A 16009-nucleotide genomic window follows, 5' to 3' on the forward strand; every position below is an offset into this window, starting at 1 on the left:
CAGAAGAAGTGAAAAGACCTCTGCCCAACCTGCCTGCCCCCCCTCATGATCTGGTTGAACACCTCAGCTCTCTTGGGCTGGTCAACATGTATGCGCAGTTCGAAATCCTGTATGGCGGTCGGACCAACAGGGTTTGGAAAGTGCTGGGGGACGACGGCGACAAAGTGCTGAAGCTTTACAGCCCGACCCTGCGCAACCCCTTGTTTCGAAATGATGCAAAGCTGGAAACCCTCTGCCTTAAGGCGCTTGGTCCGACCGGTTTTGTGCCAAGGCTGCGCGCCGCAGGACAGCACAAGGACGCGCATTGGGTGTTTTACGACCACGCACCCGGAACACCCTGGCGGAATGGCTCGGACAAGGTTGGTGAACTGCTGCGCAGGCTGCATTCGCTGCCCAACACCATTCCAGCGCCTGCCGGGTGCAACGGCAGCGCGGATCTGATGGCCCATGGGTACAGAATTCTGCAAGGGTGCAGGTCAGAAACCAGAAACGAACTGGCAGTATTGCAACCCTCGATATCTGTCCCTTCCACGACCAAGACTTGCCTGATCCATGGCGACCCGGTCGCTGGGAATATTCTGGTTGCATCCCGCGGCCTGACCTTGATCGACTGGCAATGCCCTGCCTTTGGCGACCCGTGCGAAGACCTTGCGATGTTTCTGTCCCCGGCGATGCAAAGGCTTTACCGGGGCTCACCTTTGTCGGACGCGGAAGAAGTTCAGTTTCTGTCCGCCTATCGCAGACCTGAGATTGTTTCCCGTTATCAACGGCTCAAGCCATGGTATGCTTGGCGCATGGCCGCTTATTGCCTGTGGCGCGCGGAAAACGGTGCACCCGACTATTCCGAAGGCTTGAAACTGGAAATCGAAACCCTGAAACCGAACGAATTCACCTGAGGTCCGAAAGCGCAAACAAGGCGTATGCCGGTGGCATCAATGCGCGACGCCAGCGGCCCAACGGAAACCGTTCAGGAGTTTGCCTCATCGGGGCAGGCAAACGGGCATCCTTGCCCAAAGCCAGCCGTGCCAATGCGCGTCCGCTGTATGTGCCCATAGCGACGCCGTTGCCATGATACGCAAATCCGGCAAACATGCCTGGCTGCATGGGCACGGCACCAACAAAAGGCATCAGGCTTCGCGAGAGGCACACCATACCTGACCAGATATGAGTCGCCTCAACCGCCGCCCAGGCCGGGAACATGCGTTTGAAATCCTGTTGAACCTTTGCCCGGATCGCGGCCTCGGACCGGGGCGACGATAACAAGCCGCCTCTCATTCCGAACAAAAAGCGCCCATCCGGCATCAGGCGAAAATAGTGCAGAAGATTACGCGTGTCGTAACATATCTGGTCCGAGTTCCAGCCCTGCGCCGATAGTTCAGCCTGGCTAAGCGGGCGCGTTACCATCACGGTCGATTGCGCGGGCAAGTAGCGTCCGGACATCCAATCGGGGATGTCTTCGCTAGAATACCCGTTGGTACAAATCAGCACGACCTGAGCGTTAACCTGCCCTGCGCTTGTTTGCAGTCTGAAGCCGGACGTTGTTTTTTCAATGTTCAGAACGGGGCTGTTCTGAAAGAAATTCACACCCGAAGCCGCCGCAGCGCTTGCCAACCCGAACAGGTATTTCCGGGGATTGAGCCCAAAGCCGACCGGCAGAGTATACCCTCCGAAGAATGCACCACACATACCAAGCGCTGGCAAATCAGCAGCTTGGTGCAGAATGCCGGTCTCGTCCGCGTGTCGGCGCAGGACATCCATCGCATGTCGCGAATGGGCCAGTTGGGTCTCACCATTGGAATGCGTATCCGCATCTATCCGATGCCGCGCCAGCAGATCGGCAACCAGCTGGACCGCGTCCTGTTCAGCCGTCTCATAGGCCTGCGCCGCTTCGCGGCCATAGCGGCGCACCATGGACTTTTGCCCTAGCTTCGATCCGCCAAGACAGCAGAAACCGCCATTGCGACCTGATGCGCCCCACCCCGGTGGGCCTGCCTCGAGCACAGCAACCGAGGTCGCGTTTTCAGCCAGATGCAAAGCCGCTGAGACCCCTGTAAAGCCGCCACCGACGATGGCGACATCAACGTTCAGATCGCCCTGAAACTCTGGCCAGTTCGGGTTTGCAATGGTCTCGTCCCACCAGCAACCATCACGAGGACCCGCACCATAGGTGTATTCGGGAAATATCCGTTTCATTCGGTGCGCGCAGCGGCCTGCTCGTCCTGCCGTTGACGCATCATGGCGCGCTTGGTCACAAGTGAGGCCGTTATCACCCCAACCGTCACGACCGCAATCATGATCGTCGACAGCGCGTTTATCTCGGGGCTGACGCCCAGCCGCACGGCCGAAAAGATCTTGATCGGCAGGGTCGTCGCCGACGGGCCCGATGTGAACGACGCTATAACCAGATCATCCAGCGACAATGTGAAAGCCAGCAGCCAGCCCGAGATTACCGCGGGCGCGATAATCGGTAGGGTGACCAGACCAAAGGCCTGCGCGGGTGAACAACCCAGATCCAGAGCGGCTTCTTCCAGCGATTTGTCGAATGTCACAAGCCGTGACGAGACGACAACCGACACAAAACACATCGAGAATGTTGTGTGAGCCAGAACGATGGTCAGGATACCCCGGTCCAGCCCGATCCCGATAAAGAGCAACAGCAGCGACAGGCCGGTGATCACCTCGGGCATCACAAGCGGTGCGTAGATCATGCCGGAAAACAGTGTCCGACCAAAGAACCGCTTGCCCCTGACAAGCACATAAGCGGCCGCAGTCCCCAGAATGGTTGCCAATGTCGAAGAAAACACCGCAACCCGGACCGTGACCCATGCGGCATCCAGAAATGCCTCGTTCTGAACCAGTTCGCCATACCATTTGGTCGAAAACCCGGCCCAAACCGTGACCAGCTTGCTTTCGTTAAAGCTGAAGATGATCAGGATGATCATCGGAATATACAGGAACGCAAAACCCAGCGTCAGCGAAACCGTATTGAACCAGCTTAATCTGTTCATCCGTCAGCCTCCGCCTGTTTCTGCTGGTTGCGCTGGAACAGCACGATGGGAACGACCAGAATAAGCAACAGCACGATCGCGACAGCACTTGCCACGGGCCAGTCTCGGTTCGAGAAAAACTCTTCCCACAACACCTTGCCGATCATCAGCGTACCGGACCCTCCCAGTAGTGACGGGATCACAAACTCGCCGATCACGGGGATCATCACCAGAAAACAACCTGCGATGATGCCCGGTCTGGACAGTGGAACGGTGACCAGCCAGAAGGCTTGTGCCCTCGAGCAGCCCAAATCCTCGGCCGCCTCGATCAGCGAACCATCCATACGTTCCAATGACGAATAAATCGGTAGGATCATGAACGGGAGATAGGTGTAAACAATACCGATATAGACGGCAGTCGAGGTGTTCAGGATCGTCAAAGGCGTCGAAATGATACCCGTCCACAGAAGCAGTTGATTAAGGTACCCTTCATTCGACAGAATGCCCATCCAAGCATAAACCCGGATCAGGAATGACGTCCAGAAAGGCAGGATCACCAGCATCATCAGCGTTGGGCGCCATTCCTCGGGCGCACGGGCCATGCCATAGGCGATGGGGTAACCAACCAGCAAAGTCAGGAAGGTTGAGATCAAAGCGATCTTGACGCTGGACAGATACGCTTTCCAGTACAGGTCGTCCTCGGTCAGCCAGATGAAGTTTTCAAGATCAAGCTGGCTGAAGAACTCTTTGATCCCCGACCAACCAGCTGAAAAATCCAGTGTCGGTGTATAGGGCGGGATCGCAAGCGCGGTATCCGACAGCGAAATCTTCAGAACGATGAAGAATGGCACCATGAACAGCGCCAACAGCCAGACATAAGGTATGGCGATCAGAACAGCACGGCGCATCAGTCGACCAGCAGAACCGCAGCGGTGGCCGTCCAGGACAGCCAGACCGGGTCTTCCCAGGTGAATGAACGGCGCGAGATGCGGCGGGTATTGGCCGTCTGCGCCTTGATGATTGTGCCGTTTGCAAGTTCAACGTGATAAGTGGACAGATTGCCCAGATACGCGATGTCATGAACCTTGCCTTGCACCGCATTCACTGCATCCGCCGGACGCTCGGCCGAGATTGTCACTTTTTCCGGGCGGATCGCCAGATGGCACAACTGACTGTTTTCAAAGTTCTTCGCTGACGCTGCGGTCAGCGGCGCTTGCCCTTCAGCCCAGTCTACCTGATAGGTATCCTCTCCGACAGATGTCGCGCGCCCTTCTATGATGTTCACGTCCCCGATGAAATCAGCGACATAGACCGAGGCAGGATTTTCGTAAATCCGGTCCGGAGTGGCAACCTGCATAAGCTGACCCTGATCCATCACCGCCACACGGCTGGCGACTGTCATGGCCTCTTCCTGATCGTGCGTAACGATCACGAATGTGGTGCCGGTTTTTTCCTGAATATCCATCAGTTCGAATTGGGTATCCTGGCGCAATTTCTTGTCCAGTGCGCCCAGCGGTTCATCCAGCAGCAAAAGCTTGGGTGCCTTGGCAAGCGAGCGCGCCAGCGCCACACGCTGCCTCTGCCCACCCGAAATCTGATGCGGTTTACGGCGGGCGAACTGTTCAAGCCGGGTCAGGCGCAGCATTTCTTCGACCCGGTCTTCCAGATCATGTTTGGGCATTCTGTCCCGGCGCAGGCCAAAGGCGATGTTTTCCCAGACGCTAAGATGCGGAAAAAGGGCATAGGACTGGAACATCATGTTTACGGCACGCTTATTGGGCGGGATTGGGTCGATATCCTTCCCTCCAAGCAGGATTTGGCCTTCGGTCGGCGTTTCGAACCCGGCCAGCATCCGCATCATCGTCGTTTTGCCACATCCAGACGGACCAAGCAGAGCAAAGAACTCTCGCTCGAATATATCCAGAGACAGGTTGTCGATGGCGGTAAATTCACCAAAACGCTTGGTCACGTTTCGGAACTGGATCAAAGGTTTCGCCTGCGGGTCGTCCCATGGCGCAAAGACGTCAGAATTCACTACGGCCCTCGTTCGAATAGCTGAAAAGAGAGGCAAGGCGGCGGCGCCGCCCTGCCGGTGCAATTCGCATCAGGTGCCCGATTTGACCTTGGTCCACAGACGCGTCACGACCCGCTGCGTTTTCGCCGGATAAGGTGTCGTGATGTACAGGTTCTGCATCGTGGCATCATCCGGGTAGATGGCCGGATCGCCGATCACGTCCTCTTCCAGAAATTCCTGAGACGCTTTGTTGCCGTTGGCGTAATACACATAGTTCGATGCCGCCGCCATGTTGTTGGCGTCCAGAATGAAGTTAAGGAACGTGTGCGCGCCTTCGGGATTTGGAGCATCGACAGGAATTGCCATCTGGTCGAACCACATCAGTGACCCTTCGGCGAAGGGGTGGTATTCGATCTCTACCCCGTTATCTGCCTCTGCGGCACGGTCGCGTGCCTGAAGGATGTCACCCGACCAGCCAACAGCAACGCAGATGTCGCCATTTGCCAGCGCATTGATATATTCCGAGCTGTGGAATTTCTGGATATGCGGGCGAACCGCTGTCAGAACCGCTTCGGTCTTGCCGATCACGTCCGCGTCGTGGCTGTCAGGGTTTTCTCCAAGGTATTGCAGCACCATGGGAATAATTTCGGCCGGGGCATCCAGGAAATGCACACCGCAAGTGGCCAGCTTTTCCATGTTCTCGGGTTTCAGGACCAAGTCCATGCTGTTCAGGGCAATGTCGTCGCCCAGAACCTCTTTGACCTTACCGACATTCACGCCGATCCCGGTTGTTCCCCACATGTAGTTGATCGAATACGCGTTGTCCGGGTCATAGCCGGCGGTTCGTTCTTCGATTACATCCCAAAGGTTTCCGGCGTTCGAAAGCTTGCTTTGGTCCAGCTGCTGAAACGCGCCGGCCTGGATCTGGCGCTGAAGGAATGTACCTGACGGCACAACCACATCATAGCCCGAGCCACCGGCCAGCATCTTGGTTTCCAGAACCTCGTTGCTGTCGAACACGTCATAGATCAGGGTCAGACCTGTTTCTGCTTCGAACTTGCTCAGCAGTTCTTCGTCGATGTAGTCGGACCAGTTGTAAACACGCACCTCTTCGGCAAATGCCGCCGAAGTCCCCAATGCGATGACCGCTGTCATGGTCAGCGTTTTGATTGTCATATTCTTCTCCCTGCAAGTGTACGGGTATTTTCCCGTTTTTTTGGATTTGATCAAGTTTTGCGTTTTCCCTCGATCCAGCGTATGGTTTCACGTGGCCAGTCACCTGACAAGTCAGGCTTAGTCGAAATAGGAAGAACCAATTGGATTTGATCAAAAATAAGGCATATGCGCCGTCGACCGAAGGGGGCAAACAACCCGCGCATGAGCAGGTTTACCAAACACTCAGATCACAGATTCTGTTCGGTGAACTGGTCCCAGGTCAGCCCGTCACAATCCAGGGTCTGACTGATTCGCTGGGTGTTGGGATGACTCCGGTCCGCGAAGCGATTCGCCGGTTGATCTCGGATGGAGGGTTGGTTTTCCAGGGCAATCGGCGCGTCAGTGTACCGTTGCTGAACTCCAACGATATTGAAGAGATGATCTTCGCCAGAATTTCAATAGAATCAGAGCTTTCCAGACGTGCAACCGCCAACCTGAAAACGCAGGACATTGATCACTTGGAACGCCTGGACAGGCATTTGGATCGCATGATCGCCGATGGAGATGTCGGTGGCTATCTGCGTTTGAACCAGGCTTTTCACGAAACGCTGTATTCTTACGCAAACGCGCCAATCCTCAGTGACCTGGCTGAAAGACTTTGGTTGCGGTTTGGCCCCTCTTTGCGTGTTGTCTGCGGGCGCTTCGGCACGCAGAGCCTTCCGGATCGGCACAAGGACATTATTGCCGCTTTGCGCGTCGGTGACGCTGAAATGACCGCAAAGGCAACCGCCCAGGACATCGAACAAGGCATGGACCTGATGGCGGAAGCATTGACGTCCGTCTGATTCAGCCTGATTCGATTGACAGGAAAAAATTTGATCATATTGTGTTCGCCAACTGCGTTCTTGAAGGAGATTCTCCGATGTCTACCATCACCAACCATATGCCGACCGCCGAATTGCAGGCGCTGGATGCGGCGCATCACATTCACCCCTTCTCGGCCAATGGTGCGCTGGGGAAGGAAGGGGCGCGCGTGATCACACGTGCCACTGGCGTTTATCTGACTGACAGCGAAGGTGAAGAAATTCTGGACGCCATGGCGGGCCTGTGGTGCGTCAATATCGGGTACGGGCGTGATGAGCTGGCTGATGTTGCCGCGCGCCAGATGCGCGAGCTGCCCTATTACAACACCTTCTTCAAAACGACCCACGTCCCGGCGATTGCTTTGGCTGCCAAGATTGCCGAACTGGCTCCGGGCGACCTGAACCATGTCTTTTTCGCAGCAGGCGGGTCCGAGGCAAACGATACCAATATCCGTCTCGTGCGCACTTACTGGGCCCAGAAGGGCCAGCCTGACAAGAACATCATCATCAGCCGAAAGAACGCCTATCACGGCTCATCCGTGGGCTCGGCCTCGCTGGGTGGTATGGCCGGGATGCACGCACAGGGTGGCATTCCGATCCCGAACATCCACCACATCAACCAACCCAACTGGTGGGCCGAAGGCGGCGACATGTCGCCCGAAGAATTCGGTCTGGCCCGCGCGCGCGAGCTGGAAGAGGCGATTGAGGAGTTGGGCGAAGACCGGGTAGCCGCCTTTATCGCCGAGCCGGTTCAGGGTGCAGGCGGTGTGATTGTCGCGCCCGATACATACTGGCCGGAAATTCAGCGTATCTGCGACAAGTACGATATCTTGCTGATAGCTGACGAGGTCATCTGCGGATTTGGCCGGACAGGCAACTGGTTCGGCTCTGAAACCGTTGGCATCAAACCGCATATCATGACCATCGCCAAGGGCCTTAGCTCGGGCTATGCGCCCATCGGCGGGTCCATCGTGAACGACGAAATCGCCGAAGTAATCGGCGGTACCGAATTCAACCATGGCTACACCTATTCCGGCCACCCGGTCGCGGCTGCCGTGGCATTGGAGAACCTGCGCATCCTCGAAGAAGAGAAGATCGTTGAGCATGTGCGCGACGTTGCCGCCCCCTATCTGAAAGAGAAATGGGAAGCACTGGCAGATCATCCACTGGTGGGTGAGGCTAAGATCGTTGGCATGATGGCATCTATCGCGCTGACCCCGGACAAAGCAAACCGCGCCAAATTCGCATCCGAACCCGGCACGGTCGGCTATATCTGCCGTGATCGGTGCTTTGCCAATAACCTGATCATGCGCCATGTCGGCGACCGGATGATCATCTCACCCCCGCTGATCCTGACGCCTGCGGATATCGACGAGATGTTCGTGCGGATCTACAAGTCGCTGGACGAAGCACAGGCCGAGATCATTGCGCAGGGGCTGATGAAAGCCGCATCCTAACTCAGCGATTTATGCATCTTAAAAGGCGGTCCATATGGGCCGCCTTTTTTTGTCATCGCAACCGCTCCAGCAGGTTTGGCGTGGGGTATCCGTCCGGGACCAACCCTTGCGCCAGTTGATACGCTCGAACCGCGTTGATCGTATTTGGTCCAGTGCGCCCGTCGACACCCTTTGTGTCAAAGCCCGCATCCGTCAGACGTGTCTGAAGTTCTTTTTTCTCGGCAAAGCTCAGCATCCGATCGCCGCGCGGCCAGTCAGATTGAAACGGTGCGCCCCCCGCAAGCCGGTCGGACAGATACCCGATGCCAATCACATAGGCATCGGCCCCGTTGTACGCCTCGATCACGTCGAAATTGTCAAAAATCATCAGCGCGACGCCCTGACTTCCGGCCGGAAGCAGGATCGCGGCCTTCCCATGATCCGGCACGACGGTGCCATCCCGCGCCACGACACCCTGTGCAGCCCATTCGGACGGCATCAGCGTAAAATCACGACGGGCTGAGGCGTAATCGAAATCCGTGGGCAGACGCACCTCCACGCCCCACGGCTGACCCTTCGTCCAACCATGCCGCGCCAGATAAGACGCCGCCGAAGCCAGCGCATCCGTCGGGTCATCCGACCAGATGTCGCGTCTGCCATCACCGTCGAAGTCTACCGCGTGATCCAGATATGACGTGGGCATGAATTGCGTATGCCCCATTGCGCCCGCCCAACTGCCAAGCATGTTGCCGGCACTGATATCACCAGCCTGCACAATCCGCAGGGCAGCGACCAACTGCGTTTCAAAGAATTGTGCCCGCCGCGCATCAAAGGCAAGCGTTGCCAATGAACGAAGCGTTGGACTGCTGCCGCGATAAGACCCGAAAGAGGTTTCAAGTCCCCAGATGGCTGTGACCACCTCTTTTTCAACGCCGTATTCAGCCTCGATCCGGTTCAACACCTGCCGATGCCGCTGCAGGGCGGCGCGCCCATTCGACAGGCGCGTTTCCGAAACTGCGGTCTCAAGATACTCCCAGATGGGTTTCGAAAACTCCGCCTGATTGCGATCCCGTTCCAGGACATCTGTGTCATAGCTCATGCCCGAAAACACCTGAGTCAGTGTTCCCTGCGAAATGCCCTGCCGTCGCGCGCGACCCTGAAACGCGCCAAGCCAGGTCTGAAACCGTGCCGTTGTCGCAGAAGCCACGGGCAAGGCCTCAGTCAACGGGCGCGGGACCGGACGGATCGAAACGGTCACATCCGCCGAAACCAGTTGCAGCGCTTCGCGCGATATCCCGCTGTCTGCCCATCTGGTATTTTCTGTTGTTTCCGCCTGCACTATGGATGCCCACAATGCGACGGTCATGACGCCGCCTACGCATTTTCGCATTCCGTTTTTTTCCTGATTACTGCTCGGCCACAGGGTAGCGCAAAATCGGAAATTCACAAAGAGCTCAGACGTTCGCCTCACGCTCCTGCGCGGCACGCTCTGCCCGAATGCGTTCCAATGCTTCGCGCAGCAGGGGCACGCGGTTCGGCCTGAAACTTTGTTCCGTCACTGACATGTCCTGCAAGCGATCCAACCGGAAAACGCGAAAATCCTGTCGCAGGTGGCACCAGCCCAACAACACGTTCGAGTGATCCAGATAGACGATGCTCAACGGGTTGACGCGCCTGTGCGTAGCATCGCCTTTCGCGTCCGTATAGAAAAACTCAACCGCGCGCTCATCCCACGTCGCCTGCCGCAGAGTGGCCACGTCAATCGTGGGTTCAGGCGGGCGGTTGAACCGCGTAGCAGCCAGAACCGCATGGCTGAGCCGGTGGGACTGGCGTTGCGGCAAGCGTCCCTGAAGTTTCCGCAGGGCCGTGCCCGCTGCGCCCGACAAAGCCGGATCGCCAATCACCTGAACTTCGCGCAGGCCCAGAACCAACGCTTCAAGCTCATCATCAGTGAACCCCAATGGGGGCAGGGTTGCGTCCTCGATCAGCGTAAAGCCAAACCCCGCTTCGCCATCGATCACGGCACCCAGTCCGCGCAATGCATCAATATCCCGATGAATTGTTCGGGCCGAAACACCCAAATCCTGAGCCAACTGTTCGGATGTTCTGGGCGAAGGGCCAGAACGCAGGGCTTGCATCAGTTGGAACAAACGGGCGGTGCGGGACATGATGTATTATAGCTTATCCCTAATGACAGAAACTGTCATTAGGTCCCGATACTCAGTCAGCACCCCATAACACGGAGCCTTATAATGCTGACCCTTCTCACCTTCCCCTCTGCGTTCGGCCTGTTCAGTGCCAGCCCCTTCTGTGTCAAGACAGCATTGATGCTTCAGCAGTCCGGCCAGACCTGGCAGCGCTCGGACATGCTTGACCCCCGCAAGATGCCCCACCAGAAGCTGCCCGTTTTGCGGACGCCGGAACGCCTGGTCCCGGACAGCGACCTGATCCGCGATTGGTTGGAACAGCAGGGCGCGGATTTCGACAAAGGGTTGACGGATGTCGAAAAGGCGCAGTCCCGCGCCCTGGTGCGCATGGCCGAAGAGCATCTGTATTTTCACATCGTTCTGGATCGCTGGGGCAATGACCAAGTCTGGCCGATCTTGCGTGATACGTTCTTTACCGGAATTCCGGCGTTGATCCGAAAACCTGCATCCAATGCGATCCGGAAATCCGTTCTGAGGGGGATCACGTCACAGGGAATCGGGCGGTTTTCGCTGTCCGAACGGCTGGACCGGATCGAACGTGACCTCGAGGCGATCTCGGCCTATCTGTGGCAATCCTCTTTCCTGCTTGGGGACCGGCCGACATCGGCTGACATGAGCGTTGGTCCAATGCTTGCCGCGATGCGCGCCACACCTGCGGACACCCCCCTGACCCGCCGGATCAAACAGGATAACCTGCTAAACAGCTACGTGGATCGGTTGGAACAGGCGATACCAATTGCATGAAACCCTTTGAAAACCCTTTGGTCGCTTCGGCCTTTGAAGCCCTGCCCCCGCAAACCCGTGCGGGGGCTCTGGCCCTGCGGGCGCTTGTGTTTGACACGGCAGCCTCTCTGCCTGCCGCCCCCACGGTGCAAGAGGAGCTGCGGTGGGGTCAGCCCGCCTATCTTGCGCCCAAAGGGTCAACGATCCGGCTGGGCGCGCACAAGTCGGCAAGTTTCGCCTTGTTTGTGCACTGCCGAACCCGGTTGATAAGCGATTTCACATCCGCCTTTCCGGGCGAGGACCAGATAGATGGGAACCGTGCCGTTCTGTTTGATGACACTACACAAATCGATCCAACACGCCACGGATGGCTGATTGCCCGGGCGTTGACCTATCACCTCTGACGGCGTTTGCGTTCGACCTTGCGCTTGATCTTGTCTTTCTTGCGCTTGGTGCTGATCGCTTTGCGCCGGGATGATCGCCCTTTTGGCCTCTGTCCGCGCGGTAGGGCCTGGTCGTCAATGGACAGCAGCTCCAGCTCCAACCCGCCGGTCACTGGTGTCGCTTCGGTCAGTCGAACGGTGACACGTTGACCAATGGCGATAGTCAGCCCCGTGTCCGCCCCCATAAGTGTCCCGGCCTCGCGGTCGAAATGGAAAAACTCGCGCCCAAGTGATCGCACCGGAACCAAGCCATCCGCACCGGTTTCGTCCATTTTGACAAAAGCACCAAACCGGGCAATGCCGCTGATCCGGCCCGTGAATTCATTGCCAACCCGTTCGCTCAGATACGCGGCCAGATAGCGGTCAGTCGTGTCCCGTTCAGCCATCATCGAGCGGCGCTCGGTGTCCGAGATATGAGTGGCCGTTTCTTCGAGCCGGGTAATCTCGTCTTCTGTCAAACCGTCTGTGCCCCAATCGTGGGCCGAGATCAGCGCCCGATGCACGACCAGATCGGCATAGCGCCGGATAGGAGAGGTGAAATGCGCGTAGTTCCGCAGCGCCAGCCCGAAATGGCCGAAGTTCTCAGGGTTGTAATATGCCTGTGCCATTGACCGCAGGGTGGTCAGGTTGATCAGTTCCGCATCCTCGGTCCCGGCGGCGGCGTTCAGCAGCGCATTCAGGTGGCGGGTTTGCAGCACCTGCCCCTTGGCGAGGTTCAATCCGGCAGCCTGCGCCGTTTCCCGCAGGCTTTCCAGTTTCTCGGGCGCGGGTTCCTCGTGCACGCGGAACAGCAGCGGACGGCGCTTGGCGATCAGTGTCTCCGCAGCCGAGACATTGGCGAGGATCATGAACTCTTCGATCAACCGATGCGCATCCAACCGGTCACGGAACGCCACGCTTTCAACATGACCCGTTTCGCTGAGCACGATCTTACGCTCGGGCAGGTCCAGTTCCAGCGGCTGTCGCACAGCCCGCGCTTTCTTCAGCGCGGTATAGGCGGCATAAAGCGATTTCAAGACCGTCTCCACCAATGGCCCGGTGCGGTCGTTCGGGTTGCCGTCGATGGCCTCCTGCACTTCGGCATAGTTCAGCGACGCGACCGAACGCATCAACCCCCGCACGAAACGATGACCAATCTTGTTACCGTCCGCGTCAATCTGCATCCGCACAGCGATACAGGCACGCGGGACGCCTTCATGCAGGGAACACAGATCACCCGACAGCCGATCAGGCAGCATCGGGACCACTCGGTCAGGGAAATAACTTGAATTGCCCCGCTTGCGCGCCTCGCGGTCCAGGGCCGAGCCGGGCAGCACATAAGCAGCAACATCGGCGATAGCGACCCAGATCACATGTCCACCAGGGTTCTTGGGGTCTTCATCCGCGTGCGCGTAGCAGGCATCATCACGATCACGCGCATCCGAGGGGTCGATGGTCAGCAGCGGCATGTCCCGCAGGTCCTCGCGGCCCTTCAGGCCAACGGGTTTGGCATTGTCTGCTTCGGCTATGACCTTGTCGGGAAAGTCATCCGGGATACCGTGCTGATGGATCGCGATCAGCGAAACAGCCTTGGGCGCGGTCGGATCACCCAGCCGTTCAACGATGCGCGCGCGCGGCAGGCCCATGCGGTTTTTCGGCCCGGCCTGTTCGGCCTCGACCAATTCGCCGTCTTTGGCACCATGCACCGCGCCATCGGCAACCAGCCATTCGGTCTGGCCTGCCTTGTCGATAGGGACGATTCTGCCCCCTTCGGCCCCTTTACGGAATATGCCCACGATCTTGCGCGGGTTGGTTCCGATCCGGCGGATCAGACGCGCTTCGTAATTGTGATCTTCCTCGTGCACGACGGTCAGGCGGGCCAGAATACGGTCACCCTCGCCCAAGGCCGGGTCGCTGGCCCGCGCGATTATCAGAACGATGGGCTCGACCCCTTCGCCATGCCATTCCAGTGGTCGGGCGAACAGATCACCATCGGCATTCGGCTCTTTCACCTGCAAGACACTGACAGGTGGAAGACGGTCCGGATCGCGATAGCTGCGTTTGCGTTTTTCAAGATGCCCTTCGGCCTCAAGCTCTTTGAGGATGCGCTTGAGGTCAATACGATCCGCGCCCTTGATGCCAAAGGCTTTGGCGATATCGCGCTTCGAGGTCAGGGTGGGGTTCGCCGAGATCCAGTCAAGGACCTCCTGCTTGGTAGGGATGCGAGTCATGCTTCCGGCGTAGCACGCGTTTGCGACCGCGTCATGACCAAAAAACCTCAGGGTTTCAGATCAGCGACCGTATCCACATCGCGCAGCTGGTCCAGCAGGGTCACACGGCAGTTTGGGATTGAGGCAAGTGTGTCGGCCAATGCATGTTCTGTGGACCAGCGCACATCGTGGAACAGACCTGCGGGCAGCGCGCCATAGCGCTGCGCACCGACCAGCCAATAGCCGCCATCCGGCGCGGGGCCGAACACCATCTGGGTTCGCCTAAGCGCTCCAAAAGCGCGGGCAATATGTGCACGCGAAATACCCGGAATATCCGCTCCGATCAGGCAAACCGGCCCCTTGGGCATTCCGCGCAACATCCGTCTCATCCGGTCCCCCAGATCGCCGGACCCCTGCGGCGCGCGCGGCAGATCAACGGGCCAGATACGGCTTGCAAGACCTTCTGCATCGGGCGACACGGCCAGCACGATCTGCCAGCGAGGGTCACGCAGCTTTCGGATCAAAGCGCGGGTCTGGTGCCGAAACCACCACGCGGCACCAACCATGCCGATATCACGCCCCAGCCGCGTCTTGACACGGCCCGGTCGAGGTTCCTTGACCATGATCACCAATGTGCGCTGCATGGATCAGGCGAAATAATCCGTCAGGATACGGGTATAGATCGATTTGAGTTGCTCGATCTGCACAACCTCAACGCACTCGTCCACCTGATGCATCGTGCGTCCGACCAAGCCGAACTCCACCACCGGACAATGGTTTTTGACAAAGCGCGCATCCGAGGTGCCGCCGGTTGTCGACAGTTCAGGCGTAACGCCGGTTTCGGCTTCGACCGCTTTGGCCACCAGATCCGACAAAGGCCCTGGTGGGGTCAGAAAACTTTCACCCGATATGCTGATCGTGACACCGATGTCGACACCGTATTGGGCTGCCACCTGATCCGCCTCTGATTGCAACCAGTCACTCAGGCTGGCCCCGGAATGCAGATCGTTAAAGCGGATATTGACCGCGCCGCTGCATTGCGACGGGATCACGTTGGTTGCGGCGTTTCCGGTGTCGATGGTGACAACAGCCAGTGTTGAGGCGTCGAAATGGTCCGTGCCCTGATCCAGTTCATGGCTGGCAAGCCGATCCATCAGCCGCGCCATGGCGGGCAGAGGGTTTTTGGCCCGATGGGGATAAGCCGAATGTCCCTGCACACCTGTAATCTTAAACCACGCAGTCATTGAGCCCCGGCGACCGATCTTGATCATCTCACCCATTTTGTTCGGGCATGTTGGCTCACCCACCAGACAGACCGACATACGCTCACCCGCGCCTTCCATGTAATCGAGAAGCGCAGTGGTGCCGTCCAACGCATCGCCTTCCTCATCACCAGTAATCGCCAGAACAATTGCCCCATCCGGCGGGGTGTCACGCACGAAATCCATTGCGGCAGCCGCAAAAGCCGCAACACCGGATTTCATATCGGTAGTACCGCGCCCATACATCACACCATCCCGCACTTCGGCCCCGAAGGGCGGCGCAGTCCAGGCAGCTTCGTCGCCGACAGGGACGACGTCTGTGTGACCGTTAAATCCGAAACTACGCGCATGACCTTTCTGCCCCCAACGCGCGAACAGGTTACTGATGCCGCCGCGATCGACGCGCGTGCATTCGAAACCTGCCTCCGACAGCACTGTCTCAAGCAAAACAAGTGCTCCGCCCTCTGAAGGTGTGACCGAAGGGCAACGGATCAGTTCGGCTGTCAATTGGACGGGATCAGTCATGCGGGGACCTCTGAAACTGTGTCTGACGCGGGTTCGCGCACAGATTCAACGATTTGGCCGGTTTTCCAACCCCAATCCGTAAAAAAACGGTCATCCGAATATGTAGATGTCAAAGCGGCACCCCAATAAAACATGGAACTTTACCCTGCGACCACCTTGCCGCCCGCCACAAATTCGCGTTACAGGGCCGCGAAACAGGTGAATT

At 57.9% G+C, this 16009-nt stretch carries 15 protein-coding genes; 5 read left to right on the plus strand and 10 right to left on the minus strand.

Annotated features, from left to right (window positions below):
- The first annotated feature begins 8 nt into the window (after window positions 1–8).
- Window positions 9–896, plus strand: a complete 888-nt coding sequence (locus ACR0NZ_RS07165; protein ID WP_480474176.1) for a phosphotransferase — start codon at window positions 9–11, stop codon at window positions 894–896.
- On the opposite strand, the gene ACR0NZ_RS07170 is transcribed toward ACR0NZ_RS07165, so the two are convergent.
- The 5 genes from ACR0NZ_RS07170 to ACR0NZ_RS07190 form a co-directional block, all read right to left on the minus strand.
- Window positions 889–2193, minus strand: coding sequence for an NAD(P)/FAD-dependent oxidoreductase (locus ACR0NZ_RS07170; protein WP_480517897.1), 1305 nt, complete (start codon window positions 2191–2193; stop codon window positions 889–891). The genes ACR0NZ_RS07165 and ACR0NZ_RS07170 overlap by 8 nt on opposite strands.
- Window positions 2190–3008 carry an ABC transporter permease gene (locus ACR0NZ_RS07175; RefSeq protein WP_480474178.1) on the minus strand — a complete coding sequence of 273 codons (819 nt, stop codon included), beginning with the start codon at window positions 3006–3008 and terminating at the stop codon, window positions 2190–2192. The genes ACR0NZ_RS07170 and ACR0NZ_RS07175 overlap by 4 nt, the downstream gene beginning before the upstream one ends.
- On the minus strand, window positions 3005–3895 hold the full coding sequence (locus ACR0NZ_RS07180; RefSeq protein WP_480517899.1) for an ABC transporter permease subunit: 891 nt from the start codon (window positions 3893–3895) through the stop codon (window positions 3005–3007). The genes ACR0NZ_RS07175 and ACR0NZ_RS07180 overlap by 4 nt, the downstream gene beginning before the upstream one ends.
- Complete coding sequence (locus tag ACR0NZ_RS07185; RefSeq protein ID WP_480474180.1) at window positions 3895–5022, minus strand: ABC transporter ATP-binding protein; 1128 nt, start codon at window positions 5020–5022, stop codon at window positions 3895–3897. The genes ACR0NZ_RS07180 and ACR0NZ_RS07185 overlap by 1 nt, the downstream gene beginning before the upstream one ends.
- Before the next feature lie 69 nt (window positions 5023–5091).
- Window positions 5092–6177: a polyamine ABC transporter substrate-binding protein gene (locus tag ACR0NZ_RS07190; RefSeq protein WP_480474181.1), complete on the minus strand. Its 1086-nt coding sequence runs from the start codon at window positions 6175–6177 to the stop codon at window positions 5092–5094.
- Window positions 6178–6317: 140 nt separating this feature from the next.
- Here ACR0NZ_RS07190 and ACR0NZ_RS07195 point away from each other — a divergent pair, with 140 nt between their 5' ends.
- Both ACR0NZ_RS07195 and ACR0NZ_RS07200 read left to right on the plus strand, forming a co-directional pair.
- Window positions 6318–7001 (plus strand): GntR family transcriptional regulator, encoded by a 684-nt coding sequence (locus ACR0NZ_RS07195; protein WP_480474182.1) that lies wholly within the window; start codon window positions 6318–6320, stop codon window positions 6999–7001.
- A gap of 77 nt (window positions 7002–7078) precedes the next feature.
- Complete coding sequence (locus tag ACR0NZ_RS07200) at window positions 7079–8476, plus strand: aspartate aminotransferase family protein (RefSeq protein ID WP_480517901.1); 1398 nt, start codon at window positions 7079–7081, stop codon at window positions 8474–8476.
- Between the two features lie 52 nt (window positions 8477–8528).
- On the opposite strand, the gene ACR0NZ_RS07205 is transcribed toward ACR0NZ_RS07200, so the two are convergent.
- Window positions 8529–9821 carry a lytic murein transglycosylase gene (locus tag ACR0NZ_RS07205; protein WP_480517903.1) on the minus strand — a complete coding sequence of 431 codons (1293 nt, stop codon included), beginning with the start codon at window positions 9819–9821 and terminating at the stop codon, window positions 8529–8531.
- A gap of 88 nt (window positions 9822–9909) precedes the next feature.
- On the minus strand, window positions 9910–10623 hold the full coding sequence (locus ACR0NZ_RS07210; protein ID WP_480484146.1) for a helix-turn-helix transcriptional regulator: 714 nt from the start codon (window positions 10621–10623) through the stop codon (window positions 9910–9912).
- Window positions 10624–10707: 84 nt separating this feature from the next.
- Here ACR0NZ_RS07210 and ACR0NZ_RS07215 point away from each other — a divergent pair, with 84 nt between their 5' ends.
- Both ACR0NZ_RS07215 and ACR0NZ_RS07220 read left to right on the plus strand, forming a co-directional pair.
- A complete protein-coding gene (locus ACR0NZ_RS07215; protein ID WP_480517905.1) occupies window positions 10708–11406 on the plus strand; it encodes a glutathione S-transferase family protein in 699 nt (232 codons plus the stop codon).
- Window positions 11403–11789: a DUF1801 domain-containing protein gene (locus ACR0NZ_RS07220; protein WP_480517907.1), complete on the plus strand. Its 387-nt coding sequence runs from the start codon at window positions 11403–11405 to the stop codon at window positions 11787–11789. Before ACR0NZ_RS07215 ends, ACR0NZ_RS07220 begins: the two co-directional genes overlap by 4 nt.
- On the opposite strand, the gene rnr is transcribed toward ACR0NZ_RS07220, so the two are convergent.
- From rnr to dapE, 3 genes are read right to left on the minus strand one after another with little or no spacing between them, the layout of a single operon-like run.
- Entirely contained in the window at window positions 11780–14038 is a 2259-nt protein-coding gene (gene rnr, locus ACR0NZ_RS07225) for a ribonuclease R (RefSeq protein ID WP_480517909.1), read from the minus strand. The two genes, ACR0NZ_RS07220 and rnr, sit on opposite strands and share 10 nt — an antisense overlap.
- A 47-nt stretch (window positions 14039–14085) precedes the next feature.
- Complete coding sequence (locus ACR0NZ_RS07230; protein WP_480517911.1) at window positions 14086–14661, minus strand: TIGR04282 family arsenosugar biosynthesis glycosyltransferase; 576 nt, start codon at window positions 14659–14661, stop codon at window positions 14086–14088.
- 3 nt (window positions 14662–14664) lie between these two features.
- Window positions 14665–15804 carry a succinyl-diaminopimelate desuccinylase gene (dapE, locus tag ACR0NZ_RS07235; protein WP_480474190.1) on the minus strand — a complete coding sequence of 380 codons (1140 nt, stop codon included), beginning with the start codon at window positions 15802–15804 and terminating at the stop codon, window positions 14665–14667.
- Window positions 15805–16009: the final 205 nt, after the last annotated feature.

This window comes from Ruegeria sp. AE3, assembly GCF_056542225.1.